The organism is Bacillus salacetis (assembly GCF_049177075.1).
Taxonomy (GTDB): domain Bacteria; phylum Bacillota; class Bacilli; order Bacillales; family Bacillaceae_B; genus Rossellomorea; species Rossellomorea salacetis_A.
On the sequence record NZ_CP185377.1, the window covers coordinates 3557072 to 3582500 of the forward strand.

The 25429-nt window shown below is 44.7% G+C and carries 16 protein-coding genes, 21 tRNA genes and 2 rRNA genes (1 of these 39 only partly in view); 5 read left to right on the plus strand and 34 right to left on the minus strand.

Going from position 1 to position 25429, the window contains the following annotated elements; translation table 11 throughout:
• The first annotated feature begins 202 nt into the window (after positions 1-202).
• From ACOJQI_RS18505 to ACOJQI_RS18515, 3 genes are all read left to right on the plus strand, one after another.
• Positions 203-1555, plus strand: coding sequence for a cytochrome ubiquinol oxidase subunit I (locus tag ACOJQI_RS18505; RefSeq protein ID WP_421380779.1), 1353 nt, complete (start codon positions 203-205; stop codon positions 1553-1555).
• Positions 1556-1597: 42 nt separating this feature from the next.
• Complete coding sequence (locus tag ACOJQI_RS18510) at positions 1598-2626, plus strand: cytochrome d ubiquinol oxidase subunit II (RefSeq protein WP_421380782.1); 1029 nt, start codon at positions 1598-1600, stop codon at positions 2624-2626.
• Between the two features lie 78 nt (positions 2627-2704).
• A complete protein-coding gene (locus tag ACOJQI_RS18515) occupies positions 2705-2860 on the plus strand; it encodes a DUF1540 domain-containing protein (RefSeq protein ID WP_421380785.1) in 156 nt (51 codons plus the stop codon).
• Between the two features lie 70 nt (positions 2861-2930).
• Here the strand turns inward: ACOJQI_RS18515 and menC are convergent, their stop codons facing one another.
• The 6 genes from menC to ACOJQI_RS18545 all read right to left on the minus strand — a co-directional run bounded on the left by menC (position 2931) and on the right by ACOJQI_RS18545 (position 10563).
• On the minus strand, positions 2931-4034 hold the full coding sequence (menC, locus tag ACOJQI_RS18520) for an o-succinylbenzoate synthase (RefSeq protein WP_421380788.1): 1104 nt from the start codon (positions 4032-4034) through the stop codon (positions 2931-2933).
• The gene (locus tag ACOJQI_RS18525) at positions 4024-5523 is read right to left on the minus strand and encodes an o-succinylbenzoate--CoA ligase (protein ID WP_421380791.1); all 1500 of its coding nucleotides are present in this window, start codon (positions 5521-5523) and stop codon (positions 4024-4026) included. Before ACOJQI_RS18525 ends, menC begins: the two co-directional genes overlap by 11 nt.
• Before the next feature lie 171 nt (positions 5524-5694).
• Positions 5695-6513 (minus strand): 1,4-dihydroxy-2-naphthoyl-CoA synthase, encoded by an 819-nt coding sequence (gene menB / locus ACOJQI_RS18530; RefSeq protein ID WP_421380794.1) that lies wholly within the window; start codon positions 6511-6513, stop codon positions 5695-5697.
• Between the two features lie 15 nt (positions 6514-6528).
• Positions 6529-7338: a 2-succinyl-6-hydroxy-2,4-cyclohexadiene-1-carboxylate synthase gene (gene menH / locus ACOJQI_RS18535; RefSeq protein WP_421380797.1), complete on the minus strand. Its 810-nt coding sequence runs from the start codon at positions 7336-7338 to the stop codon at positions 6529-6531.
• A gap of 95 nt (positions 7339-7433) precedes the next feature.
• Positions 7434-9167, minus strand: coding sequence for a 2-succinyl-5-enolpyruvyl-6-hydroxy-3-cyclohexene-1-carboxylic-acid synthase (gene menD / locus ACOJQI_RS18540; RefSeq protein ID WP_421380800.1), 1734 nt, complete (start codon positions 9165-9167; stop codon positions 7434-7436).
• Entirely contained in the window at positions 9157-10563 is a 1407-nt protein-coding gene (locus ACOJQI_RS18545) for an isochorismate synthase (RefSeq protein WP_421380803.1), read from the minus strand. Before ACOJQI_RS18545 ends, menD begins: the two co-directional genes overlap by 11 nt.
• 423 nt (positions 10564-10986) lie before the next feature.
• Between ACOJQI_RS18545 and ACOJQI_RS18550 the strand changes: the two genes are divergently transcribed.
• Complete coding sequence (locus ACOJQI_RS18550; protein ID WP_421380806.1) at positions 10987-11907, plus strand: 1,4-dihydroxy-2-naphthoate polyprenyltransferase; 921 nt, start codon at positions 10987-10989, stop codon at positions 11905-11907.
• 863 nt (positions 11908-12770) lie between these two features.
• Entirely contained in the window at positions 12771-13526 is a 756-nt protein-coding gene (locus ACOJQI_RS18555) for a TraR/DksA C4-type zinc finger protein (protein WP_421385510.1), read from the plus strand.
• A 167-nt stretch (positions 13527-13693) separates the two neighbouring features.
• On the opposite strand, the gene ACOJQI_RS18560 is transcribed toward ACOJQI_RS18555, so the two are convergent.
• From ACOJQI_RS18560 to ACOJQI_RS18695, 28 genes are all read right to left on the minus strand, one after another.
• Entirely contained in the window at positions 13694-16102 is a 2409-nt protein-coding gene (locus ACOJQI_RS18560; protein WP_421380809.1) for a glycogen/starch/alpha-glucan phosphorylase, read from the minus strand.
• Positions 16092-17543, minus strand: a complete 1452-nt coding sequence (glgA, locus tag ACOJQI_RS18565) for a glycogen synthase GlgA (protein WP_421380812.1) — start codon at positions 17541-17543, stop codon at positions 16092-16094. The genes ACOJQI_RS18560 and glgA overlap by 11 nt, the downstream gene beginning before the upstream one ends.
• Positions 17540-18568, minus strand: coding sequence for a sugar phosphate nucleotidyltransferase (locus ACOJQI_RS18570; protein WP_421380815.1), 1029 nt, complete (start codon positions 18566-18568; stop codon positions 17540-17542). Before ACOJQI_RS18570 ends, glgA begins: the two co-directional genes overlap by 4 nt.
• Before the next feature lie 30 nt (positions 18569-18598).
• A complete protein-coding gene (locus tag ACOJQI_RS18575; protein WP_421380818.1) occupies positions 18599-19759 on the minus strand; it encodes a glucose-1-phosphate adenylyltransferase in 1161 nt (386 codons plus the stop codon).
• Complete coding sequence (gene glgB, locus ACOJQI_RS18580) at positions 19689-21641, minus strand: 1,4-alpha-glucan branching enzyme (protein WP_421380821.1); 1953 nt, start codon at positions 21639-21641, stop codon at positions 19689-19691. Before glgB ends, ACOJQI_RS18575 begins: the two co-directional genes overlap by 71 nt.
• A gap of 926 nt (positions 21642-22567) precedes the next feature.
• Positions 22568-22639, minus strand: a tRNA-Glu gene (locus ACOJQI_RS18585).
• Between the two features lie 9 nt (positions 22640-22648).
• Positions 22649-22739, minus strand: a tRNA-Ser gene (locus ACOJQI_RS18590).
• A 4-nt stretch (positions 22740-22743) separates the two neighbouring features.
• Positions 22744-22818, minus strand: a tRNA-Asn gene (locus ACOJQI_RS18595).
• A 9-nt stretch (positions 22819-22827) separates the two neighbouring features.
• Positions 22828-22904: transfer RNA gene (locus ACOJQI_RS18600), tRNA-Ile, on the minus strand.
• A 1-nt stretch (position 22905) separates the two neighbouring features.
• Positions 22906-22979: transfer RNA gene (locus ACOJQI_RS18605), tRNA-Gly, on the minus strand.
• 10 nt (positions 22980-22989) lie between these two features.
• Positions 22990-23065: transfer RNA gene (locus ACOJQI_RS18610), tRNA-His, on the minus strand.
• Positions 23066-23086: 21 nt separating this feature from the next.
• Positions 23087-23162 (minus strand) — tRNA-Phe (locus ACOJQI_RS18615).
• 318 nt (positions 23163-23480) lie between these two features.
• Positions 23481-23557 (minus strand) — tRNA-Asp (locus tag ACOJQI_RS18620).
• Between the two features lie 36 nt (positions 23558-23593).
• A tRNA-Met gene (locus ACOJQI_RS18625) sits at positions 23594-23667 on the minus strand.
• A gap of 15 nt (positions 23668-23682) precedes the next feature.
• Positions 23683-23775 (minus strand) — tRNA-Ser (locus ACOJQI_RS18630).
• Between the two features lie 20 nt (positions 23776-23795).
• Positions 23796-23872 (minus strand) — tRNA-Ile (locus ACOJQI_RS18635).
• A gap of 6 nt (positions 23873-23878) precedes the next feature.
• Positions 23879-23952 (minus strand) — tRNA-Met (locus tag ACOJQI_RS18640).
• Positions 23953-24059: 107 nt separating this feature from the next.
• A tRNA-Ala gene (locus tag ACOJQI_RS18645) sits at positions 24060-24132 on the minus strand.
• Positions 24133-24150: 18 nt separating this feature from the next.
• A tRNA-Pro gene (locus tag ACOJQI_RS18650) sits at positions 24151-24227 on the minus strand.
• A gap of 7 nt (positions 24228-24234) precedes the next feature.
• Positions 24235-24311 (minus strand) — tRNA-Arg (locus tag ACOJQI_RS18655).
• A gap of 15 nt (positions 24312-24326) precedes the next feature.
• Positions 24327-24415 (minus strand) — tRNA-Leu (locus ACOJQI_RS18660).
• A gap of 13 nt (positions 24416-24428) precedes the next feature.
• Positions 24429-24503, minus strand: a tRNA-Gly gene (locus tag ACOJQI_RS18665).
• A gap of 6 nt (positions 24504-24509) precedes the next feature.
• Positions 24510-24594, minus strand: a tRNA-Leu gene (locus tag ACOJQI_RS18670).
• Between the two features lie 40 nt (positions 24595-24634).
• Positions 24635-24710, minus strand: a tRNA-Lys gene (locus ACOJQI_RS18675).
• 14 nt (positions 24711-24724) lie between these two features.
• Positions 24725-24800 (minus strand) — tRNA-Thr (locus tag ACOJQI_RS18680).
• A gap of 98 nt (positions 24801-24898) precedes the next feature.
• A tRNA-Val gene (locus tag ACOJQI_RS18685) sits at positions 24899-24974 on the minus strand.
• Positions 24975-24982: 8 nt separating this feature from the next.
• Positions 24983-25099 (minus strand): 5S ribosomal RNA (gene rrf, locus ACOJQI_RS18690).
• A gap of 133 nt (positions 25100-25232) precedes the next feature.
• Positions 25233-25429, minus strand: a 23S ribosomal RNA gene (locus ACOJQI_RS18695); it runs 2739 nt beyond the window's last position.

Below are 25429 nucleotides of genomic sequence, written 5' to 3' on the forward strand. Positions count from 1 at the left end.
AAGGAAAAATCTTCCTTTATTTTATGGATCTGCGCCCCCTCACTTTAGGATAGGACTTCCTATAATCAAAACATCATCTTCGGTCTTTATTACTGCTCTCAATCCAGACGCCATTCTTCTTTCCACATTTGGATAACTCTGCATAATTTGTTCTGTTTGGAGGACAATAAAAACGTCAATCACTAGCTAAAGGAGTAACATTATGAATGATTTGGTCATTGCACGGTCGATGTTCGGAACGACGATGGGGTTTCATATTATTTTTGCCACTCTTGGAGTTGCAATTCCGATGATGATCCTTGTTGCGGAACTGCTTTATCAAAAGACGAAAGACCGCGAGTATGAACTTATGGGAAAAAGGTGGACAAAAGCCTTTGCCGTCCTGCTTGGAGTCGGGATTCCTTCCGGGACGATTGCAGGTGTCCAGCTTTCTCTTCTCTGGCCGGGTTTCATGGAAGTCGTCGGAAGGGTCATGGCCCTCCCATTCCAAATTGAGATCTATGCCTTTTTTGTGGAAGCGTTATTCATGTCAATCTATGTGTATGCCGCTAACCGGATTGCACCATGGATGCGTATCTTGAGTTTGACGCTGGTTGTAATCGGAGGCCTTGCTTCCGCTGTGCTCATCACCAATGTCCATGCATTCGAAGGGACGCCGGCAGGCTTCCGGATGGTCAACGGTGAGATTGTTGATGTGGATCCATGGAAAGCATTCTTCAATCCCAGTTTCTTTGTAACAGCAGGTCACGTAGCATTATCCGCTTATGTAACAGGTGGGTTTGTCATCGCTTCAGTCGCTGCTTACAAAATGATGAAAGCAGATTTTGGCAGCAGAGTGTATAAGTTTCATCGTAAGGCCCTGATGCTCGGTCTGATTGTCGGCAGTATTTTCGCCTTCTTCACAGCCATCAACGGACATGAATCTGCCCAGATGCTGCATGAATATCAACCTGAAAAACTTGCAGCTGCGGAAGGGTTGTTCGAGACCCAGCGCTATGCTCCACTCGCAATCGGGGGATTCACGGACAGGGAAACACAGGAAGTGAAGTGGGGAATTGAAGTTCCATGGGCCTTGAGTTTCCTTGCAGGAGACAGTTTTAAAACTGAAGTCATAGGACTTAATGATTTTCCAGAAGAATACTGGCCTCCGCTTTTTGTCCATACCCTTTTCAATGCGATGGTAGGAATCGGCAGCCTGTTAATCTTGCTCGGCCTTATCGCTTATGTCTGGAACAAATTACTTAAGAAGGACCGCTTCCCTAAATGGATGATGTGGTTATTTATTACTGGAGGGCCTCTCTCGATACTAGCTATCGAATTTGGCTGGATATTTGCCTGTACCGGCAGACAGCCATGGACGATATACAGAATGCTGAGTACAGAGGATTCCGTAACCACAACTGGAAATCTGGGAACTTTGTTTGTCGCTTTTACTTCAGTCTATGTTGTATTAGGGATCGCAGTGGTTTCGGTTCTTCTATATTATTTTAAAAGAAATACCGCTGAAGATGATCTTAACAAGGTAGAGCACACAAATACTGGATTTTTCTCGTAACCTCAACTACATACACCTGAGAACAACAATGGAGGTGAAAAGATGTCGAATGAATTATTGGCTATCACGGTTTTATGGGGATTCGTTTTCATTTATGCCGTCATGGCGACCATGGATTTTGGAGCAGGTTTCTGGTCCATGGTCTATATTAATCGCGAGAAAACAAAAGCAACCAATATCGCCAACCGTTACCTTTCACCTACTTGGGAAGTGACGAATACCTTCATCGTAGCCATTGTGGTGGCTGTCTACAGCTTTTTCCCGGGTGCAGCCTATTCCCTGGGTACTGTCCTTTTAGTTCCGGGGAGTATGATTCTTTTGTTGCTTGCCCTCCGGAGTGCATTTTTGGTTTTCTCCCACGTTGCGGAAGATTACCGAAAAGTGCTGACTTATATTTCAGGGATATGCGGGCTGTTAATTCCCGGACTTTTGATCAGTGTACTTCCGATTTCCCACGGTGAATTTGTTGATTTTGAAGACGGGCAGACCCTCCTGCTGGGAGAGCTTTTTACCAGTCCTAATGAGTATGCCTTCATCGTCTTTGCCATCAGTTCGACCCTGTTTCTGTCCTCACTGCTGCTTGCGGATTATTCGAAAGCATCCGAGGAACTCGAGGCCTATCATGTTTATCGAAGAGATGCCATGATTACAGGGCCTTTATCACTCGCTTCCGCATTGCTGATCATGTTCACTTTAAAGACTGAAGCACAATGGATATACGATAAAATGATGGACGACCAACTTCTTCTTGTCTTTTCATTGCTCGGCTTCCTGGTCGCCGGTGCGGCGTTGTTCCTGCCGACAGATAAAAAAGGAATCAGGGGGATGCCCAGAATTGCTGTCATTGCCATCACCCTGCAGTATCTGATTGCAAGCTACGTTTACGGCAAGGCACATCTGCCTTATATCATCTATCCGGAAGTTACCATCAGCTCTGGCTTTACAGACCCTAATTCCTTTAAGGCTGTCTTTATCACCTATATCGTCGGCTTTGCGATACTGTTTCCAGGGTTTGTGTACTTTTGGAGTTTATTTATGAATGATAAACGTTATTTAAAGCAAAAATCCTAGATATAGTTTCCACTCATAAAGCTCCCCTGGAAAATAAACAATAAGCATGTACGGCATTTCTAAAGGGGAGTGATGAAGATGGCAAAGGACGTACTTTGTGAAGTGAACAACTGTCACTTCTGGAAAAAAGGAAATAAGTGTTCTGCTGAGCAGATATATGTTGTCAGCCATACAGGAAAACAGGCAGATGACCAGCATGAGACAGATTGTAAGACATTTGAACCTCTTTCATAGCAGAAATCCGGATAGCGCAGGCCGCTGAATCCTGGAAAAAAAGGGGGCTGATCTATTCAGCCTCCTTCTTTTATGAATATTCTTCTGTATATAAAGATACTTGCTTCAGCCTTCTCCGGTTCAACTCCACTCCGATCCCAGGTGCTTCCGGAACCGAAATCTTCCCATTTTCAACAACCACTTCAGGCTCGATGATATCCTCTTTCCAATATCGCGATGATGAAGAGATATCACTAGGAAAATCAAATCCTTTCAAGGTGGAGAGGGCAATGTTATGAGCCCGGGATATCCCGAATTCGATCATGCCTCCGCACCAAACTCGAACTCCTTGCTGTCCGCAAAGATCGTGCATCGATACTGCGGGTACATATCCTCCTACCCGGCCAAGCTTTATATTGATGAAACGGCAGCTTCCCAAGGAAATCGCACTTTTGGCATCATGGAGTGAAGTGATGCTTTCATCGAGGCAGACATTAGTCTTCAATTCTTTTTGAAGCAGGCTGTGTTCATAAATATCGTCGATCCCTAATGGCTGTTCAATCATTTCCAGCCTGAACTCATCTAGCCTTTTAAGATGGGCTGTATCTTTTAATGTATAAGCAGAGTTTGCATCGGCCATTAATTTAAGTTGTGGAAATTCTTCACGGACCGCTCTTAACAATTCATAATCAGTTTCAGGGGATATTTTTACTTTGATCCGCTTATAACCATCTCTCACAAAACCATGGACCTGGGCAATGGTTTCCTCAATGGCCGGGGCACCAGCCACTGCACCGGCTTCAATTACTTCCCTTGTTCCTCCAAGCACCTTCCATAAAGGCTGGCCCAGCTGTTTTGCATAAAGGTCCCATACCGCACATTCCAATGCGGCTTTTGCCATGTTATTTCTTCTGACTGTCGAAAATAATGGAAATACTTCTTTCGGATGCGTGATGGATGACTTGAGCAGAAGTGGAATTAACACTTCTTTCAAAATATGCAGCGATGTACCAACCGTTTCTTCCGTATACCACGGAGTGCTGAAAGCCACTCCTTCTCCATAGCCCCGGAGTCCGTTATCATCGATAACTTCCACTATAATACCTTCCCGTTCATTCACTGTTCCAAGATGAGTCGAGAAAGGCTTCTTCAGCTTCATTTTTATAACATGCAGGATAATCTTATCAATTTTCATTGATTTTCCCCTTGTCTACAAGCTCCCTCAGGTTCTTGCGTAATAATTTATTGGATGCGTTTCTAGGCAGGCTTTCTACAGAATAAAAATAATGAGGAACTTTATACCCCGCAAGCCTGTTTCGGCAAAAATCCTGCAGATCAGCAATACTAAGCTTCTTTTCGGCAACAATAAAGGCAGCCGGGACCTGTCCCCATTGTTCTGAATCAATTCCGATTACACCAGCTTCAGCAATATCAGGATGGGAAACAAGAACAGATTCAATTTCTGCCGGGTAGACATTTTCCCCTCCGGATATAATCAGGTCAGATCGACGGTCAAGAACGTATAAAAAGCCCTGTTCATCCCGGTATCCGATGTCCCCGGTCAGAAACCAGCCGTTTTCAAAACTCTTTGTGTTTGCCTCTTGCCGATTGAAGTAGCCTTGCGTTACATTCGGCCCCCTGACAGCAATTTCACCTTGTTCTTTTGCAGCTGCCTCCTGCCCGGAAACCATAATTTTTAATTCACAGGGAAACAAAGGCTTACCCGCTGAACCTAATTTTTTTAAGCTGTCCTCTGGTGAAAGGGTCACAATCTGGGACGATGTCTCAGTCATCCCGTAGGTCTGATAGACAGGGATCCCTTTTTCCTTGCATTGGTCCAGCATACTTTTCGGCGCTGGTCCGCCACCGAGCAGCATGCAGCGGAAATCAGGATGATAGGTATCTTCTCCCAGGTCCTTCAAAAGCCTTTGGAGCATTGCACTTACCACGGAAATAATCGTGATGCCGCCTTCTTTCAAATTCTGATTGACAGCTGCGTCATCAAATTTTTCATAAAGCTTGATTTCCATTCCATAAATAATGCTTCTCATCAATATCGAATAACCGCTTATATGAAACAGCGGCACAGCACACAGCCATACGTCAGTTTCTTTGAGACCGAGGTTCAAAGCTGACCCCACTGCACTCCACCAATGGTTATTGTATGATTGCAAAACACCTTTGGGCTTGCCTGTAGTCCCGGAAGTATACATTATCGTGCAAATACTATCCATTTCTGTCTGTTCCTGAGGCTGGAATTCTTCTGTTTGCTGTGACTCTACTTCAGAAAGCGAGAATACCCTCTCATTATTGATGCTCCTTTTAAGCAAATAGGCTGGCTTCTGGAATTCTTTATCATAAAATAAAGCATCAATATCAGTGTCTTGTATTTGAAATTCCAACTCCTCATTGGTCAAACGGTTATTCAACATGACTGCTGTTACCCCTGCCTGCTGAAGAGCGAGCAGTAAGAAATATCCTTCTTTTGTATTCCTGATCAGCACACCTGCTTTTGTCCCCTGCTTTAAATCAAACTGATTCCGCAGGGCCCCTGCCCATCTTCCTGCAATATCATAAACTTCCCGGAATGTATATCGATGCTCCTTAAACGTCAATGCCCTTCTTTCAGGAGTCAAAAAGGCTCTTTGTTTCAATAAGTTGGGAAGGAATAAATGATTCTCCATTTCGAAGTCTCCAATCCAGTATGGTTCTTTAATTTATCTTTAGTTACTGTTGTATTCGTATACATGTAGTTTTCTCTTGGCAGATTGAAAAAAGCTTGATGGAAAAGATTCCATCAAGCCCTTTTTATATGTCATCCAACCGCAATGCTCAGACTCTGAACATCTTTCCCATTAAGGGAAACGAGGGAATTGACCGAAGTCCGGCTTGCGTTTTTCCTTGAACGCATCGCGGCCTTCTTTTGCCTCATCCGTTGTATAGTATAGAAGTGTTGCGTCACCGGCAAGCTGTTGAAGACCTGCAAGGCCATCCGTATCTGCATTGAATGCAGCTTTCAGGAAGCGAAGGGCAGTCGGGCTCTTCTCAAGCATTTCAGATGCCCATTGTACTGTTTCTTCTTCAAGTTTCTCATAAGGTACAACCGTGTTGACCAAGCCCATTTCAAGAGCTTCCTGTGCGCCATACTGACGGCATAGGTACCAGATTTCCTTTGCTTTCTTATGGCCTACGATACGAGCAAGGTATCCAGCACCATATCCAGCGTCAAAGCTTCCCACTTTCGGACCTGTTTGTCCAAATACAGCGTTGTCTGCAGCGATAGTGATGTCACATACTACGTGCAAGACATGACCGCCTCCGATTGCATATCCTGCCACCATTGCGATTACCGGCTTTGGAATTACACGGATCAAACGCTGCAGGTCAAGGACATTCAAACGAGGAATTTCATCTTCACCGACATATCCGCCATGGCCGCGGACGCTTTGATCTCCTCCTGAACAAAATGCTTTCTCTCCAGCACCTGTAAGGACGATAACGCCTACTTTGGAATCATCTCTCGCATAGGCGAACGCATCGATTAACTCCATTACTGTCTTCGGACGGAATGCATTGCGGACCTCAGGACGATTGATCGTGATCTTCGCAATTCCATTATATGTTTCATACAGAATATCTTCATAATTTCTTTCGCTTACCCATTCAAATGACATAACGGGAAAACCTCCTTATGTATTCTTTAAAAACTCACTTACTATTGTACCAAACTTTTCTGGTTCTTCCACATGTAACGCATGTCCGGCACCATTTACTTTTACAATGGCAGAATTCCTGGTTTCTTTCTTCATGTCTTCTGCAATCAAGCAGAACTTGTTGTCCAATTCACCTGTAATGAATAGCATTTCCATAGGAAGGTCCCTTAGTTCCTCCCAATAGGAAGGCTGCTTTCCCGTCCCCATGCCTCTCAGGCTATTAGCAAGGCCCTTCGGATTTTGGGACAGCCTGTTGTTTCTGATTTCCTCTTGGACATCACCAGGCAATGACTTTTGAGATAAGAATAAGGGAATGTTTTCCCAATAGTCTACAAAATAGTCCAGCCCTCTTGTGAGGATCATTTCCGCAAGCTTTTCATCGCCGGCAGCCCTTTGGGTCCGCTCCTCTTTCCTTCTCAACCCGGGTGAAGAACTTTCCAGAATCAAGGCTTTGACACGCTCTGGATAGGCAGATGAAAACGCGAGAGCCAGCCTTCCTCCCATTGAGTATCCAAGCAGATAGACCTTTTCGATTTTCAACTCATCTAGAATTTGGTTCAAATCCTCCACGGCGTGTTCCATCCGGTACCGGTCCGGGTCTTCAGGTGAGTCGGTCCTGCCGTGCCCAAGCAAATCGACAGTAATCGTCATGTAATTTCCCAGATGAGGGAAGACCTTATCCCACGTACTCCCATCCCCAGTAAACCCGTGAAGAAGCAGGACCGGCATCCCAACGCCTTTCATTTCGACATGATACTGTACTCCATTAATAGAAAACATTTTCATTATCCTCTGTAAAAAGATTTCCCTTCAGGATATAATTTGCACTTTTCCCGGAATAATTCACACATTCAGTACAGAAATATGGCTCATTTGACAAACTACAGCATCTTTTCTATTTCCCGGGAAACAATATTCCACATTTCTCGATGGTTATGGACATTTTCATCCCGGTTGGTAATGGCTTCAATGATGGATAAACCGTTACCCTTTTCCCAATCCGATAATGCATCCATGAATTCCTCATAGGACTCAGCTTTTTTATAATGGGCTTCATACAGGTTTGCTGCATGGGAAAAATCGAGGTCAGCCGGTGTTCCAAACAGAAGTTCAAAATGCTCCTTCTCTTTTGATTGCGGCAAGTAGGAGAAGATCCCGCCCCCGTTGTTATTCAATAAAAGGATTTTCAGGTTGAGCCCGTACATCTTTCCTGCCAGAAGGCCATTCATGTCATGGTAAAAAGCCAGATCGCCAATCACGAGATATGTCGCCCTTCCTGATGCACTTACCCCCATGGCTGTGGAGACTACACCATCAATGCCATTGGCTCCCCGGTTGCCCATCACGATAATGTTTTTATTGTTGTTCATAAAAAATGTATCCAAGTCCCGGATCGGCATACTGTTGCTCGCAAAAACGGCTGAGTTCTCCGGAAGCGCCTCAATTAAACTCTTGACGGCCATCCCTTCATCCAACGGGTTATTATTTGCATGGTAGCTCGCTGTCACTTCTTGTGTTTTACGATTGATCATAACCCATTTATTCAGCCATTCATCATTTTCAACTGATGCTTCCACAATATCTGATAATCCATTCAAAACCTGCGCTTCATCAGCATAAATCATTTCTGTGGCTTTCCCAGTCGGATCCCGCCACAACCCTCCTGAATCAATTACTAAGTGTTCGATCTCCTGATCTTTTAGATAAAGCGTCAGAGCTTTGGAAACAGGCATCGCCCCTATCCGGATCACCACATCCGGCTTCATTTGCGATTTGAATTTATCGGCCCTTAAGAAGCTGTCATACCCATCAATGACCTGCGATTGGTCATGTTGACCGCTTCTTAAAGAAGAGAGCGGGTCTGCCAGCACAGGGAATTTCAGCTTTTCGGCAAACCTGGTAATGGCTTCAGCGACCTCGGAATCAGCCTGAGGCCCACAAACAATGACTCCCTTCCGCTTCCGGCTAAGACTCGCAGCCAGGCGGTCAAGAACAGCCGGCGAAACTCCAGCAGATCCATGTGTAATGACTGTCTGGCTTTTCTCCTCCTTAAAGGATGCCGCCATATCCGGAAGCAGAGGTTCGCGTAAAGGAAAATTAAAATGGACCGGCCCCTCAGGAACCGTGCGTGCAACAGCTGTACCACGTGAAGCAGCTCTCTTGGCATAACTGATCATGGCAACGTTATGTTCCGGGAGCGCCATCTCATCAAACCATTTTACATGGCTGCCAAAAAGATTAATCTGGTTAATGGCCTGCGGAGCCCCAACCTCCCTCAGCTCATGAGGTCTGTCAGCAGTGAGCACGACCAGCGGCACTCTCGAATATCTTGCTTCGATTACAGCCGGGTAATAATTTGCTGCCGCTGTCCCTGATGTACATAGGATGGCAACCGGTTCTTTTTCCGATTTTGCCAGGCCCAGCGCAAAGTAAGCGGCTGATCGTTCATCTATATTGATAAACACTTCAATATTCGGATGTTTTGCAAACAGCATTGCCAGGGGAGTGGAACGTGAACCCGGACTGATAACGACTTTGTTGACTCCCGTACGGTGTAATTCCTCTATAAAAGCAGAAAGATATTCAGTTAATGCTTTCTGATGATCATAGTCCATCAGTATTTCCTCCTAATGCACGAAACATTGGTTTGAATTTAATTTGTGTTTCACGGTACTCACTTTCAGCAGTGGAATTTGCAACAACCCCGCATCCTGCGAACAGATACGCTTCATCTTTATAAATTAGACCCGAACGGATAGCTACTGCAAATTCACCGTTTCCATAGGAGTCCATCCACCCCATTGGTGCGGCATAAAGACCCCTGTCCATATTTTCAGCATGCTTGATGGTTTCCATTGCCTTTTCCCTTGGAACACCACCCAGTGCCGGAGTCGGGTGAAGCTGTGAAACAAATTTCAAAATTGAAGTCCCTTTTTCCGCTTTCCCTTTTACAGGTGTATAAAGATGCTGAATATCCCTAACCTTCATCAATGCGGGCTCATTCGGCATTTGTACATCTGAACAATACTGATGAAGAACGTCTCTTATCATTTCAACGACCAGATTGTGTTCGTGACGGTTTTTTTCATCTTGAAGCAGGCTGACACCCAACTCCTGATCCTCCTTGGGATTTGTTCCGCGTGCTATTGATCCGGCAAGGCAGGTTGAAAGGATTTCCGCTCCCTCTTTTTTGACAAGTCTTTCCGGGGACGCGCCAAGGAAGCAGCTGTTGGCTACTTCAAATGAGAAAATAAAGCTGTCCCGCTGTTCATCCCAAAGATTTTGAATGACTTCATCTGAGCAGGGCTTGTCCTTGAACGTCATTTGCATTTTCCGTGCCAGCACGACTTTATCCATCTTACCTGCTTTCAACTGTGAAACCACTTCTTCAAGGGCCGCCTTCCATTCTTCCGGGGCTATTTCACTTGCTTTCAGCAGGTCTAACTTGGAGTCCCTTTCCTGGAGTTGTTCAAATAACTCCCTCTGTTTCTTGTCGATGATATCCAATAACCCTTCATCATCTTGTGATGTACAAAGAATGTTGGTCGTTAGATAACACTCTTCTCCTATCAATGTCAGCATAAAGGTCGGCAGCTGAAAAATCCCATGCGAAAAATCAGTCCACTCTTCTGACCTTTGAACGGATGGATCAAATGAAAAGCCTCCAAATAAAAGAGGACCGGTCCCGGGAATTTCCCCCTCGGACTCAATCACCGCATTCTCGATTAAGCGCTTCCACTCGTTCTCAATCGAAGTGTAACGATGATCCTCAGAATCATTTCGAAGCATATATGTGCTGCCTAAACCGGCAATTTGGGTAGTGTTCTCCTTATCCTTCCAATAAAAGCGCTCTCCATTATAAAGTGAAAAGCCCTTTGAATAAAATGAAAGGGGGTTTAAGCGGCTGACTTTTTGAACTGCACTGTATAAAACCGGATTGCCTTCAGCTTTCGCTTTTGCCAATGCCTTTTCAAAGCTTCCTCCGATTTTGATATCTTGAATAATACTCAAAACAATCCCCCCATAAAGTCTTCTTCCGGCCCTTTTCATAAACATTCTGCTATAAATTCAACTTATTTTTAATGTGTTTACCCGCTCTCCCTATGACTTTCAAACTTTTTTGGCGAAAAAAGAGCATGTTTGATTAAAAACAGGCTTTATTCTGATCTCAAAAGCCTCTTCACTATGATTTAAACCTATTATAAGATACACCTGACATATAGTCGTGTCAACGCTCATCACTTTATTTCCTTATTATATAATAACCTCTTTTGAGATATTTGAGAAACGGAACGAATTATGCCGGCAGATATGGAAAATAACACCTTTCGGCTTTTTGAAAAAGTTATTGACACTTTTGTGTCCTTTACCTAAACTTTAATCTGTAAAGTAATTGTAACTTAACTATTTTCCACAATTAAGGAGAGGACCAAGATGGAGACATATACTTCCAATATTGTGGAGTCAGATAAAGGCTGGCGTATCTGGTGGCAGCTGACCAGACCGCATACTCTTACAGCCGCATTTGTGCCCGTTCTGTTAGGAACTGCTTTAGCCGTTCAGTACGGGGATATTGACTGGCTTCTCTTTTTAGCAATGTTGGCAGCTAGCATACTGATTCAAGCCGCAACCAACATGTTCAACGAATATTATGATTATGCCAGAGGCCTCGATAATGAGAACTCTATCGGGATCGGCGGTGCCATCGTCCGTAATGGTGTCAGGCCTTCTACGGTAAAAGGACTCGCATTCGGCCTTTACGGGATTGCCTTCCTGCTCGGCCTGTACATTTGTGCAAACAGCAGCTGGTGGCTGGCAGTAATAGGTTTAGTTTGCATGGCGGCGGGCTATTTTTATACTGGTGGACCTGTTCCAATTGCCTATACGCCCTTCGGTGAAATTGTAGCAGGCTTTTTCATGGGGATTGTCATCATCCTCATCTCTTTCTACATTCAGACAGGAATTGTGACGTCACTAAGCATTCTGATTTCTATTCCAATCTTTATTCTGGTTGGGATGATCCTGATGGCCAATAACATCCGCGATCTGGATGGAGATAAAGAAAACGGCAGAAAAACGCTGGCAATCCTTATCGGAAGAAAGAATGCAATCAACCTTTTGGGAGCAGCATTTGCGCTCTCCTATATCTGGGTGATCGCATTGGTCATTGCCGGTTCATTCACTCCGTGGCTGCTCATCAGTTTAATCAGTATTCCGAAGGCCTTTAAAGCATACAAAGGATTTATCGGAAAGACCATGCCGATTCAAATGATGCCAGCCATGAAAGCAACAGCCCAAACCAACACCATTTTCGGGTTCCTGCTTTCAATCGGATTGTTCATCAGCTATATCTAGTTCAAGAAAAACCAATCGTACATGCGATTGGTTTTTTTATTTGTGATTATAGAGCTCCCAACTTCTCAATGTCCACTGGAGGCTCTATAGGACATGAACGAGGAAAATTCGACAACAAAGTGTCTTGAGAAAAGTTCTATAGTACATGAACACTGGAAAAGCAACGGCAAAGTGTCTTCAGAAGAGTTCTATAGGACATGAACACCGAAAAAGCAATGGCAAAGTGTCTTGAGAAGAGTTCTAAAGGACATGAACACTGGAATAGCAACGGCAAAGTGTCTTCAGAAGAGTTCTATAGGACATGAACACCGAAAAAACAACGGCAAAGTGTCTTGAGAAAAGTTCTATAGTACATGAACACTGGAAAAGCAACGGCAAAGTGTCTTCAAAAGAGTTCTATAGGACATGAACACCGAAAAAGCAATGGCAAAGTGTCTTGAGAAGAATTAAAGGTGACATGTGCGCTAAAAAGCAATGAAAATAATGATATTTGTTTAACATGAACTCTCATCTTTCCCGCAATGTTGATTGGAGTGGAGGGTGTACGACCTCCTGCGGGACTAGCGGGACAGGTGAGACCCCGCAGGCGCAGCCGAGGAGGCTCAACGCCCGCCCCGCGGAGTCGAACACCCGGAACGGAAATCAACATATTCACTTTAAAACAACAAACAATGTTTACGTTAGCTAAGTTAACAAACTCTCTCCAAGAAAGAAGTTCACCCTCTCAATGTTTTCCATCCCGAAAATAATGTTTCCGTCCTGCACATATTGGATAAAGTACAACATACCAGAAAATCAATTTAACTTTTTCACACTGAGATGTTTACTACGATATAAAAACAGGAATAAAGGACGTGAAACGGATGTTGACCGACAAACAACTTGGCAAGTTAAAGAATGAATTGCTGGAACGAAAGGAACAGCTTCAGCAGCATTTGGATAATGACAAAAAAACACTCCATGGCCAAAGCGAGCAGGAGCGTTATGGGGAACTAAACACCTATGACAACCATCCTGCCGACTTGGGGACAGAATTATTCGAGCGTGAGAAAGGGTTTGCCCTTGATGACCATGCGGAGTCAGAAATGGAGAAAGTAAAACAAGCGCTTTCTGCCATGGAGGATGGAACATACGGGAAGTGTAAGGTTTGCGGCAAAGAGATTAACTATGAAAGATTGGAAGTCCTGCCGACCACCCTTTACTGCAAAGACGATACACCAGAGAGATCCCGTGCGACAGACCGGCCTGTAGAGGAAGAAATCCTGACTCCTCCTAAGAACGACAGTTACATCAAAGGCCGGAGAGATGAAATCAAAGACTATCAGGACAGCTTTCAGGAAGCAGGCAGATATGGGACTTCCGAAACGCCGTCAGACTTCCAGGGAACCTACGACGATTATGATTCCATGTATCAGGACGGAATCCGGTCCAATGATGGAAACACAGAAGACATCGATTCCTTTTCTGCAACAGATATAGAAGGAAAGGACAGAAAATTCGTCCGGAATGAAAAAATGGAAGAATATGAAGAAAAACTGGATCGTGAAGATCTGGAGTCACCAATCGGAGACATTCCTTATAAAAGAAGAGACAGCTACGTTTCTGATAAAAAGAAATAAAATCACAGGTGTACCGTACCTGATGATCAATAGATATCTTTACTCACACTTGAGGGCCGGGTGGAATCGGTCCTCTACATAAAAAGCTTAAGCGGCGCATTTTTTTGGATTTGCCGCTTAAGCTAAACGGTAAAGGGAAACACCAGTGATTTGGTGTTTCCCTTCTTTTATTTCTTCTGCAGTTGCTTTCCGGCAATGCCCCATATATGCTCTGCATACTCTCTAATGGTCCGGTCACTCGAAAAATAGCCGGAGCCTGCGATATTGATAAGGCTCTTTTTCAGCCATTGGTCTTTATCCTCATACGCTTTGCCTGCCTTCTCCTGAATGTTTGCATAGGAAGCAAAATCCCGAAGGACAAAATACTGATCATTCTCGGTAAGCAGGGAATCAAACACCTCTTCAAAATGGTCCGCAGAGTCAGGCAATGTACCATCGATCAACTGGTTGACTACCTGCCTGATATGTTCATCATGATGGTAATATTCCATGGAATAGTATCCACCCTCGGCATAGTACTTCATCACTTCTTCAGCCGTCAGGCCAAAGATAAAGATATTTTCCGGTCCTGCCTTTTCAAGGATCTCTATGTTTGCACCATCCAAGGTGCCCACTGTCAATGCCCCGTTCATCATGAATTTCATGTTCCCGGTGCCGGATGCCTCTTTGCTTGCTGTTGAAATCTGTTCGCTGATATCAGCTGCAGGGATAATGTCTTCTGCCAATGATACCCGGTAATTCTCCATAAACACCACTTTGATCCGGCCCTTTACCACCGGGTCATTATTGACAAGTTTAGCAACAGAATCAATCAGCTTGATGATTTTTTTAGCATAATAGTAGCCTGGTGATGCTTTTGCCCCGAATATGAAGGTCCTTGGATGCATGTCAAAACTGGAGTCTTCCCTGAATCGATTATATAAATGAAGGATATGCAGAACATTCAGCAGCTGCCTTTTATAAGCATGGAGACGTTTGATCTGCACATCAAAGATCGACTCCGGATCAACCTCCACTCCATTTTGTTCCATTATCCTTCGGGCAAGATTCTGTTTTTTGTAGGTTTTGACCTTTTGCAATTCTTCAAGGAACATCCTGTCATCCTTAAAAGCAAGGAGATCCTGCAGCTTCTCCGGTTGATGCACCCATTCATTGCCGATTGCATTGGTCACAAGCTTGGCAAGCGGCTGATTTGCCTTCAAAAGCCATCTGCGATGGGTGATCCCATTTGTTTTATTGTTGAACTTATCAGGATAAAATTGATAGAACAGATTCATCTCACGTTTCTTCAATATCTCAGTATGGATGGCTGCAACACCATTTACACTAAAGCTTCCTGCAATCGCGAGATGTGCCATCTTGATCTCCCCATGGGAAATGATGGCCATCTCTTCAATCCTTCCCCAATCACCTGGATATTTGCTCCAGAGGCTTTGGCAGAAACGCTCATTAATTTCATTAACAATCATGAAAATTCGAGGGAGTAATGGCTCGAAGATTCTGACCGGCCACCGTTCCAACGCTTCCGATAAGGTCGTGTGATTTGTATAGGCAAAGGTTTTTGTTGTAATTCCCCATGCCTCTTCCCAGTCCAATCCATGCTCATCAAGCAGGATTCTCATCAATTCAGGAATCGCCAGGACTGGATGGGTGTCGTTGATATGAATCGAGATGAACTCATGCAGCTCTCGTATGTCACGCTTCTTAGACAAATAGGACCTCAGAATGGAACGGAGGCTAGCGCTTACGAGGAAATATTGCTGCTTCAAACGCAAGGTTTTTCCCTCATCATGAGTATCATCAGGATAGAGAAATTCCGTGATTGCCTCTGTTTCTCTTTTATGTTTCATCATATCCTTGCCAGCCTGATAGGAGGACGGCTCCGCACTCCAAAGCCTTAAAGTATTGACAGTAGAAGTCTGGTAGCCGACGACCGGCATATCGTATGGTACCGCTGTCACTGCCTCTGCATCCACTTGGCGGAATTTCCAGCGGCCATTGTCTTCATATGATTCCACTCTTCCCCAGAAGAGAACTTCGACTGCCAAATCAGGCTTCCTTACTTCCCAGACATGGCCGTGGCGAAGCCATTGTTCCGGCAATTCCACCTGAAATCCTTTAACAATCTTTTGCTCAAATAATCCGTGCTTATATCTGATCCCGCATCCATGTCCCGGGAGATCAAGTGATGCAAGAGAATCAAGGAAGCAAGCCGCAAGCCTTCCCAGGCCGCCATTTCCGAGACCCGCATCCGCTTCCTCTTCCTCAATTTCCTCCAGGTCTATACCAAGATCATTCAACCCTGATTCTACTATTTCATAGATTCCCAGATTCATAAGATTTTGACGAAGCAGACGGCCAAGCAGAAATTCAATCGACAGGTAATAAACCTGCTTCTGCCCGTTGAACCGATATTGCTCATTCGTGCCGATCCAATTAATGCTGATGTACTCTCTGATCATATTTCCAAGCGTGAAATACTGATCACGGGAAGTCGATTCAGGAAAGGTTTTGCCGTACATCATTTCAAGCCTTTTCAGAAACACTTCCTTGAAATCATTTTTATCAGAAAACATGGCTCTCACTCCTGGATGAAATTTTTGCGTAAAGCTGATTGTACTTAAACGCAGACTGGGCCCATCCACAATCAATCCCCATAGCTTCCCTGACAATTCTGTTCCATGTTTCCCTGTCTTCTTGATAAAACGACAATGCCCGATTTAGTGTATAAAGCATATCGTGCGCGTTAAAGTTTTTGAATGAGAACCCATGCCCTTCTTGTGTTTCCTCATTATACGACATAACGGTATCATTCAATCCCCCTGTTTCCCTTACAAGAGGAAGCGTTCCGTATCTCAAGGCAATCATCTGCCCCAGACCGCATGGCTCGAATCTGGACGGCATCAGAAAGAGGTCTGCCCCGGCATAAATCTGCTTGGCAAGTCCTTCATCAAAGCCAATATGGACTCTCAGTTTTTCTGGGTAGGCGTGTGCCATTTCTTTAAAAAATTGTTCAAATTCATGGTCGCCTGTACCGAGAATGATAAATTGCAGATTTTCCTGCATGATTTCATGAAAGACTCCCTTGACCAGGTCAAGGCCTTTCTGCTTGGTAAGCCTTGAGACAATTGAAACCACCGGCACATCGGGATTCTGTTCTAATCCGAATTTCTGCTGAAGCCTTTTCTTATTCTCTTTTTTCCCATTGAGGTCTTCCTTCGTATATGGGGCTGTCTCACTGCACGCTTCCGGTGAATAGTATGAGTCATCTATGCCATTTAAAATCCCCTGGAGGCTGCCTGCGCGGCCTCTTAAGACACCCTCAAGCTTTTCACCATAATAGGCTGTCAGGATTTCATCCCGGTACGTCGGACTGACTGTTGTAATATAGTCACTGGAAATAAGTGCGGCTTTCATGAAATTGATATTTCCGTAAAACTCAAGCTGGTCAGGATGAAAGTAGGATTCTTCAATCCCCAGCAGTTCTGTCATGACTTCTTTAGGAAAAATCCCCTGAAACTGCAGATTGTGAATCGTAAAGATACTGCGGATAAAGCTGTATCCTTTCCTCCATTGGTACTGTGTTCGCAAAAGGAAGGGGATCATTGCTGTATGCCAGTCGTGGCAATGAAGGATATCTGGATAAAAATCCAAATGTGCCAAGCTTTCCAATACAGCTTTTGTAAAATAGGAAAATCTTTCACCGTCGTCCCAATAGCCATAAAGGCCATCCCGTTTAAAATAGTATTCATTATCAACAAAGTAGAACGTGACCCCATCAAGCTCCAAGGATTCAATTCCACAGTACTGCTCCCGCCAGCCAATGGAAACGGAAAACTCGGATACCTGTTTCATTTTGTTCTTATATGGTTCTGCAATGGATTGATATTTAGGCAGAATCACTCTGACGTCAGTTCCAAGGCTCTTTAATTCTTTCGGCAGAGAGCCTGCTACATCTGCCAGCCCGCCCGATTTTATGAAAGGGACACATTCCGAGACAACAAATAATACCTTCACGAGTTCATCAACGCTCCTTGAATCATTCCTTTTCTAATGACAACCGGATTCTCCGGGCTTCCCACAAGCTGCACATCGTCCTCTATCTTCACATCTTTGTCCAGAATGACATATTCTAAAACACAATTCTCTCCAATTTGGCTTTTTTGCATGATAATACTGTTAGAGACGGAGCTGCCACTTCCAATTTTCACTCCCCTGAACACCGTGCTTTCCTTTACATCCCCTTCGATGAAGCAGCCATTTGCGATGATGGCGTTCTTCACGGTTGCGCCTTTCTGGTATCTTGTAGGAGGTTCATCTTTCACCTTGGTGAGTACAGGATATTCTTTGCGGAACAACTGTTTCCAGCAGTCCGGCTTCAATAGGTTCATGCTTGCTTTAAAATAGCTTTGAATGCATTCGATTCTCTCGACATACCCGAGATGCTCATAGTCACACACCTTTAAATTGCTGGATGCATCCTCTACTACGTCTTTCATACAGGTATAGCCTGTTTTTTCCCGTGTCTCAATCAAGTCGATCAGCAGGGACGTCTCCATGAGGTAAATCTCCATGGATTTTTGCTCCTGGTTCATCTTTGTAATATCACTGCCGGTTTCCATGTGGCGTTTAAGCATTGGATTGAAATCGGTCGTGAAAATCGTGTTGCAATTGCTGATCAGAGCATATTTCTGTTTGCTTCTATGGAAATAATCCAGATGGTGGGCAAAATGATTGAAAGACCCCATCCCCTGGTCTGTGGAATCAATAGCAGGTGCCGGAAAAAAGAATAATCCATCCCTCTTTCTATTGAGATCCCAATTCTTCCCTGAACCTAAATGGTCCATCAGCGAACGATACTGATACTTAGGAAAGATCGCTACACTGTGAATTCCCGAATTCACCATGTTGGATAAGATAAAATCGATTAATCTGTACCGGCCTGCAATCGGAACAGCTGCCAATGAACGGTTTAACAGTAAGTCCTCCAGAGACTGATGATAAGTGGTTGCATCAATTACACCAAGCATTGATTTATTCACGTGTTTTCCCCCTGTCACATAGATGAGTTATTATTGTACTTCCTCTTCTTCCATAATCGATTCAAGGAACGTTTCTGTTACAAGGATGACCTCATCAGTTCCTTCCTCAGGAATGATGCACACTCCATCCGGAATCCGGACATTCGGCGGTACGATTACTTTTTCCAAATAAGCCCCTTTTCCGACTACAGCATCAGGCATAATGACCGATTGTTTGATATGTGCCCCCGCTTCCACTCTTGTCCCCTGGAACAACACGGAGTGATCAACGATTCCTTCAATATAACAGCCTTCATTGATCAATGACCCTTCAACTACTGCGTCTTCCGAGATATATTGAGGCGGCTGGTTAGGGTTCACTGAATAAATCCGCCACTCATGATCAAAAAGGTTCAAGTCGCAATCGTCATCCAACAGATCCATATTCGCTTCCCACAGGCTCTTGACTGTCCCGACATCCTTCCAATAACCCTTGAATGGATAGGCCATTAACTTCTTCTTCTCCTCAAGCAGCAAAGGAATGACATCTTTCCCAAAGTCATGACTTGATTCCGGATTTCGGTCATCCATCTCAAGATACTCTTTCAGGAGCGACCAGTTGAAAATATAGATCCCCATGGAAGCCAGATTATTTTTGGGGAATTGCGGCTTTTCATCGAACTCTACTACTCTCATATCCTCTGAAGTATTCATGATTCCAAAGCGGCTGGCTTCATCCCATGGAACCTCAAGAACTGAAATGGTCACATCCGCTTTTTTGCTTATATGGTATTCCAGCATTTTTTCATAATCCATCTTGTAAATATGGTCGCCCGAGAGAATGAGAACATACTCAGGGTCAAACTGCTCAATATAATTGAGGTTCTGGAATATAGCACTGGCAGTCCCTGTATACCATCGGACTTCCGAAGATTCAGCGTAAGGAGGAAGTACTGTCACTCCGCCGCTCTTCCGGTCCAGATCCCACGCACTTCCAATCCCTATGTAAGAGTTAAGGAGAAGGGGCTGATACTGTGTCAGCACACCTACTGTTTCAATCCCTGAATTCGTACAGTTGCTCAGGGTGAAATCGATGATACGATATTTCCCTCCAAATGGTACTGCCGGTTTTGCCAGGCTTTTAGTCAGTGAACTTAATCTGCTGCCCTTCCCTCCTGCTAACAACATTGCGACACAATTTGACTTTGCCATATTTAATGCGCTCCTTCCTGTGATGAATTGGTCTTAAATACACTACTGCATATGGTGGAATTGTCATCTCCACAAAACATGGTTTCCCATGGTAACCCTCATTCTTGACAGTCAAAACCTCTGGATTGATTTGATTGGAACCGCCGAACCGATGATGATCGCTGTTCCAGATTTCCCTGTAGCCGTCTGCCTTCAGCACCCCGACTTTATAGTTGTGATAAACGAGCGGGCTGAAATTACAGATAACGAGCGTATAATCCTCAGGCTTTTCAGCTTTTCTGATAAATGAAAAAATCTGCTGGGAAGAGTTATTCACATCCACCCATTCAAAACCTTCTGACCTATGGTCCTGCTCATACAATGAAGGCGACCTTTTATATAAATGCAAGAGTTCCTTAAGATATGTGTTAAACTTTTGATGTTTTTCGTAAAGCAGCAAATGCCAGTCAACCTGCTCCAGGTCCTTCCACTCAGAAAATTGCGCCACTTCAGTGCCCATGAACAAAAGCTTCTTCCCGGGATGGGCCGTCATGAATCCAAGGAGCAAACGAAGCTGGGCAAATTTCTGCCAATAATCACCCGGCATCTTATCCAGCAATGACTTCTTCCCATGAACCACTTCATCATGTGAAAACGGCAGGATGAAATTTTCCGAGAAAGCATATAAGAGAGAAAATGTAATCAGCGAATGCTGTTCCTTTCGTTCAGATGGGTGGGATTCCATGTATTTGAGGACATCGTTCATCCAGCCCATATTCCATTTATAATTGAATCCAAGCCCTCCATAATGGACAGGAGAGGTAACCTGGGGCCAATCAGTGGAGTCCTCTGCGATCATCAAAGCATGTGGATCAAAATCAAATACAGACTTGTTCAGCTTTTTTAAAAAACCAATTCCCTCATGATTGACACTTTTCTGATCCTGGTTGGCCCTGTAGATGATATTCGCTACCGCATCTACCCGGAAACCATCAATATGGTATTCCTCCATCCAAAACCGCGCACTGGAGATGAGAAAACTCTGTACCTCGCCTTTTCCAAGATCAAAGTTCGCCGTTCCCCATGTGTAATTCTCGCGGTCATGGGGATGTGCATAATCATACATAAACGATCCATCAAACCGGTAAAGCCCATGGGCGTCTTTGCAAAAATGTCCGGGAACCCAATCCAGGATGACCCCGATACCATGAGCATGACATTCATTAATGAAATATTTGAAATCAGTTGGAGAGCCATATCGGCTGGTGGGAGCAAAATAGCCTGTCCCCTGATAGCCCCACGACCGGTCGTAGGGATGTTCAATGACTGGAAGCAATTCAATATGAGTAAAACCATGTGAGACAGCATGAGGAATAATTTCAGCGGCCATTTCCCGATAACTCAAAAACTCTTCTTCACCATTCTTCCGCCAAGTCCCCAGATGGACCTCGTAGATGAACATCGGCTGATCATAAGGCAGCACCTCATTCTTCTTCACCAGCCACTCTTCATCTGTCCATTGGAATCCATCAAGATTGTATACGACACTAGCCGTATTAGGACGCAGCTCATTAAAAAAGGAAAAAGGATCGCTCTTCAACAGGATTTCCCCAGTCGCTGTCACGATCTCGTACTTATAAGTATGATTCAGAAGGTCTTCTTTGATTTCCAAGTACCAGATACCTTCCTCGTTAATCTTCTTGCATTCATAGCCCTTACTATCCCAATCATTGAAGCTTCCAACTACACTCACAGAATGAGCAGCAGGAGCCCAAACACAAAAGGAGGTGCTGTATCCTTCACCATTTTCAATCCGGTGTGCACCAAACATGCGCCAGGCTTCAAATAAGTTCCCTTCATGGAACAAATGAATATTAAAATCAGTAGGAATCACGGCATTCATCTCTTTCACCTGCAGTTAAATTTAAATGTATTTTATATAATTCTTCGTTCAAACAGAAGGAAATCCTTTAGTGGCATTTCGAAGAATTCCGACAATGCCTTGATATGTAAGCGTTTAACACGAAATTTGACTTTTAAAAAGAGGGGATATTTAATGGATTGTGACAACTTTTGTCGAAAAGTTTTTAGGATATAAAAGGGAGGGAGTTGGATTATTTATATGAGAGGTTATTTAAGCATGGACAATGGACTGGGGCAGGGCAGGGGAGGTTAAGTTACATTATTTCTTCTTTCTTGCTTTTGATGATGCTGGGATAGATACTCTTTTCCTACATCATTTCTTCCTCAAGCTTCCGTTGATGTCCTAATAAGAGACTCTTCAAGAAGAGAACAAGACGTTACACGCCTTTACCTCTTGGGAAATAAGAGGGGAGTTTGAGTTTTTTGGAGGTAACTTCTTTATAGGGCTTTTGATTCTGAATCAATATTTAAAGTCTATAGGGGGATCGCTCGAGGACTTTAACTCTGATTTGGGATTTTTAAAGTCCCTTAGAAGTATTCTACAGGACATTATTTCTACTTTTTCCTTTCTAAAATCCTTTAGAGACGTTTTAAAGGACTTTAAATTTCATGCTTGTTTTCTTAAGTCCTTTAGAACCATTTTAGAGGACTTTAATTTACATTTCTTTCTTTTAAAGTCCTTTATAGACACCCTAGAGGACTTTAGTTTTGTTATTTTCTATTTAGAGTCCTTTAGCCCAAGCGACAGTCCCCTAATCTGTACGGCGCTGAACGGCCGCTTCTCGCATAGCTGAGGACACTGAAAGACTGCAGCAGGTATAAAAGTAATAAGTGATAACTAAATCATCAAATCAAATATATTTAGACATAGAAAAAGAGACTATCTTAACAGATAGTCTCTTGGGATGACCCGTACGGGATTCGAACCCGTGTTACCGCCGTGAAAGGGCGGTGTCTTAACCGCTTGACCAACGGGCCATATTTAGATGGCGGAGAAGGAGGGATTTGAACCCTCGCGCCAGTTACCCGACCTACACCCTTAGCAGGGGCGCCTCTTCAGCCACTTGAGTACTTCTCCAAATTGGCTCCACAGGCAGGATTCGAACCTGCGACCGATCGGTTAACAGCCGATAGCTCTACCACTGAGCTACTGTGGAACAAAACCATGGTGGGCCTAAGTGGACTCGAACCACCGACCTCACGCTTATCAGGCGTGCGCTCTAACCAGCTGAGCTATAGGCCCATGGAGCGGGTGAAGGGAATCGAACCCTCATCATCAGCTTGGAAGGCTGAGGTTTTACCACTAAACTACACCCGCAAAAACCAAATGGGGCGACTGATGGGAATCGAACCCACGAATGTCGGAACCACAATCCGATGCGTTAACCACTTCGCCACAATCGCCATAATATTTACTTTAAAAGATGGTGGCTCAGGACGGAATCGAACCGCCGACACATGGATTTTCAGTCCATTGCTCTACCAACTGAGCTACTGAGCCATAATAGTATATTTCATATAAGAACCTTAAATCGGGTAAATATCGTCCAGCTCTCAGGGAGATTATTCAAGTTACAGCTCGAGCTGTACGCTGAAGCTTACTCGTTGAAGTTTATTCGGACGTGCTCTACCAACTGAGCTACTGAGCCATAATAGTTTCGGCTTCCGCTAAGCTGCGAATCTCTTCGTCAGCGCCCTCGCTCACATCCTCACGCACCTGTCAGTGCGCTCCGGTGTTCACTCGGTTGCTTCCTCGACCTTCTTGCTTATCGAAACCCTCTTAGTTTTGAGTAAGATTTCTTGATAAAATTCTTAGAAATGGCGGTCCGGACGGGACTCGAACCCGCGACCTCCTGCGTGACAGGCAGGCATTCTAACCAACTGAACTACCGGACCATGTGAGGCTTTCGCTCTTGGCGAAAGCCTCTTGTATTGCGGGAGCAGGATTTGAACCTGCGACCTTCGGGTTATGAGCCCGACGAGCTACCGAACTGCTCCATCCCGCGACGATAAGGGAATAATGGCGGAGGAAGAGGGATTCGAACCCCCGCGGGCTTTAACACCCCTGTCGGTTTTCAAGACCGATCCCTTCAGCCGGACTTGGGTATTCCTCCGTAATATAAATCAATAATAGTGGTGGACCTTGCAGGACTCGAACCTGCGACCGGACGGTTATGAGCCGTCTGCTCTAACCAACTGAGCTAAAGGTCCGTTAAGTAGCGGCGGAGGGGATCGAACCCCCGACCTCACGGGTATGAACCGTACGCTCTAGCCAGCTGAGCTACACCGCCATGTTATTGAAACTGCATCGCTTCCAGCTTCACAAAAGTATATAATGCTTTGCTGCGCGACTCTTTTGAAGTTTATTTACTGCGCTTCGCTTCGTAAAAAAACCAAGTGGAGCCTAGCGGGATCGAACCGCTGACCTCCTGCGTGCAAAGCAGGCGCTCTCCCAGCTGAGCTAAGGCCCCATATTATAAAAATTCAAGTGGTCGGGAAGACAGGATTTGAACCTGCGACCCCTTGGTCCCAAACCAAGTGCTCTACCAAGCTGAGCTACTCCCCGAAATGAATGGCGCGCCCGAGAGGAGTCGAACCCCTAACCTTTTGATCCGTAGTCAAACGCTCTATCCAATTGAGCTACGGGCGCATGTTGTATAATTTCTGGTGCCGAGGACCGGAATCGAACCGGTACGGTAGTCACCTACCGCAGGATTTTAAGTCCTGTGCGTCTGCCAGTTCCGCCACCCCGGCTAAGAACCTGTAATGGAGCGGAAGACGGGATTCGAACCCGCGACCCCCACCTTGGCAAGGTGGTGTTCTACCACTGAACTACTTCCGCAAAATATGGTGCGGGTGAAGGGAGTCGAACCCCCACGCCTTGCGGCGCCAGATCCTAAGTCTGGTGCGTCTGCCAATTCCGCCACACCCGCATGTTTTTTTGAAAAGTTGTTTTCCAATGAAGAAAAACAATGGTGAGCCATGAAGGACTCGAACCTTCGACCCTCTGATTAAAAGTCAGATGCTCTACCAACTGAGCTAATGGCTCGTACAAATTTAAAGTGGTGCCGGCAAGAGGACTTGAACCCCCAACCTACTGATTACAAGTCAGTTGCTCTACCAGTTGAGCTACACCGGCAAGTGTTTTTTGTCTCACAAGAATCGATTATACTATATTCGATTCGAGAATGCAAGGTTTATTTTAAATCTTGCTTCTGCTTGTTTTGCAAAAAACTATGGTGGAGGATGACGGGATCGAACCGCCGACCCTCTGCTTGTAAGGCAGATGCTCTCCCAGCTGAGCTAATCCTCCATTATAAAGCCTGGCGACGTCCTACTCTCACAGGGGGAGATCCCCCAACTACCATCGGCGCTGAAGAGCTTAACTTCCGTGTTCGGCATGGGAACGGGTGTGACCTCTTCGCCTTAGTCACCAGACGCTGTCCTTTTTAGGGACAAGTACTATTATAACGAGTTATATAATTTTTTCAAGTGTTTCTTGAGAAAATTATTCCCTCAAAACTAGATAAAGGTATGAAGAAAAGAAAGTATTCCGAGTTCGCTATAAATTGTGGTTAAGTCCTCGATCGATTAGTATCTGTCAGCTGCACGTGTCGCCACGCTTCCACCTCAGACCTATCTACCTGATCATCTTTCAGGGATCTTACTCACATAAAGTGATGGGAAATCTCATCTCGAGGGGGGCTTCATGCTTAGATGCTTTCAGCACTTATCCCTTCCGCACATAGCTACCCAGCGATGCCTTTG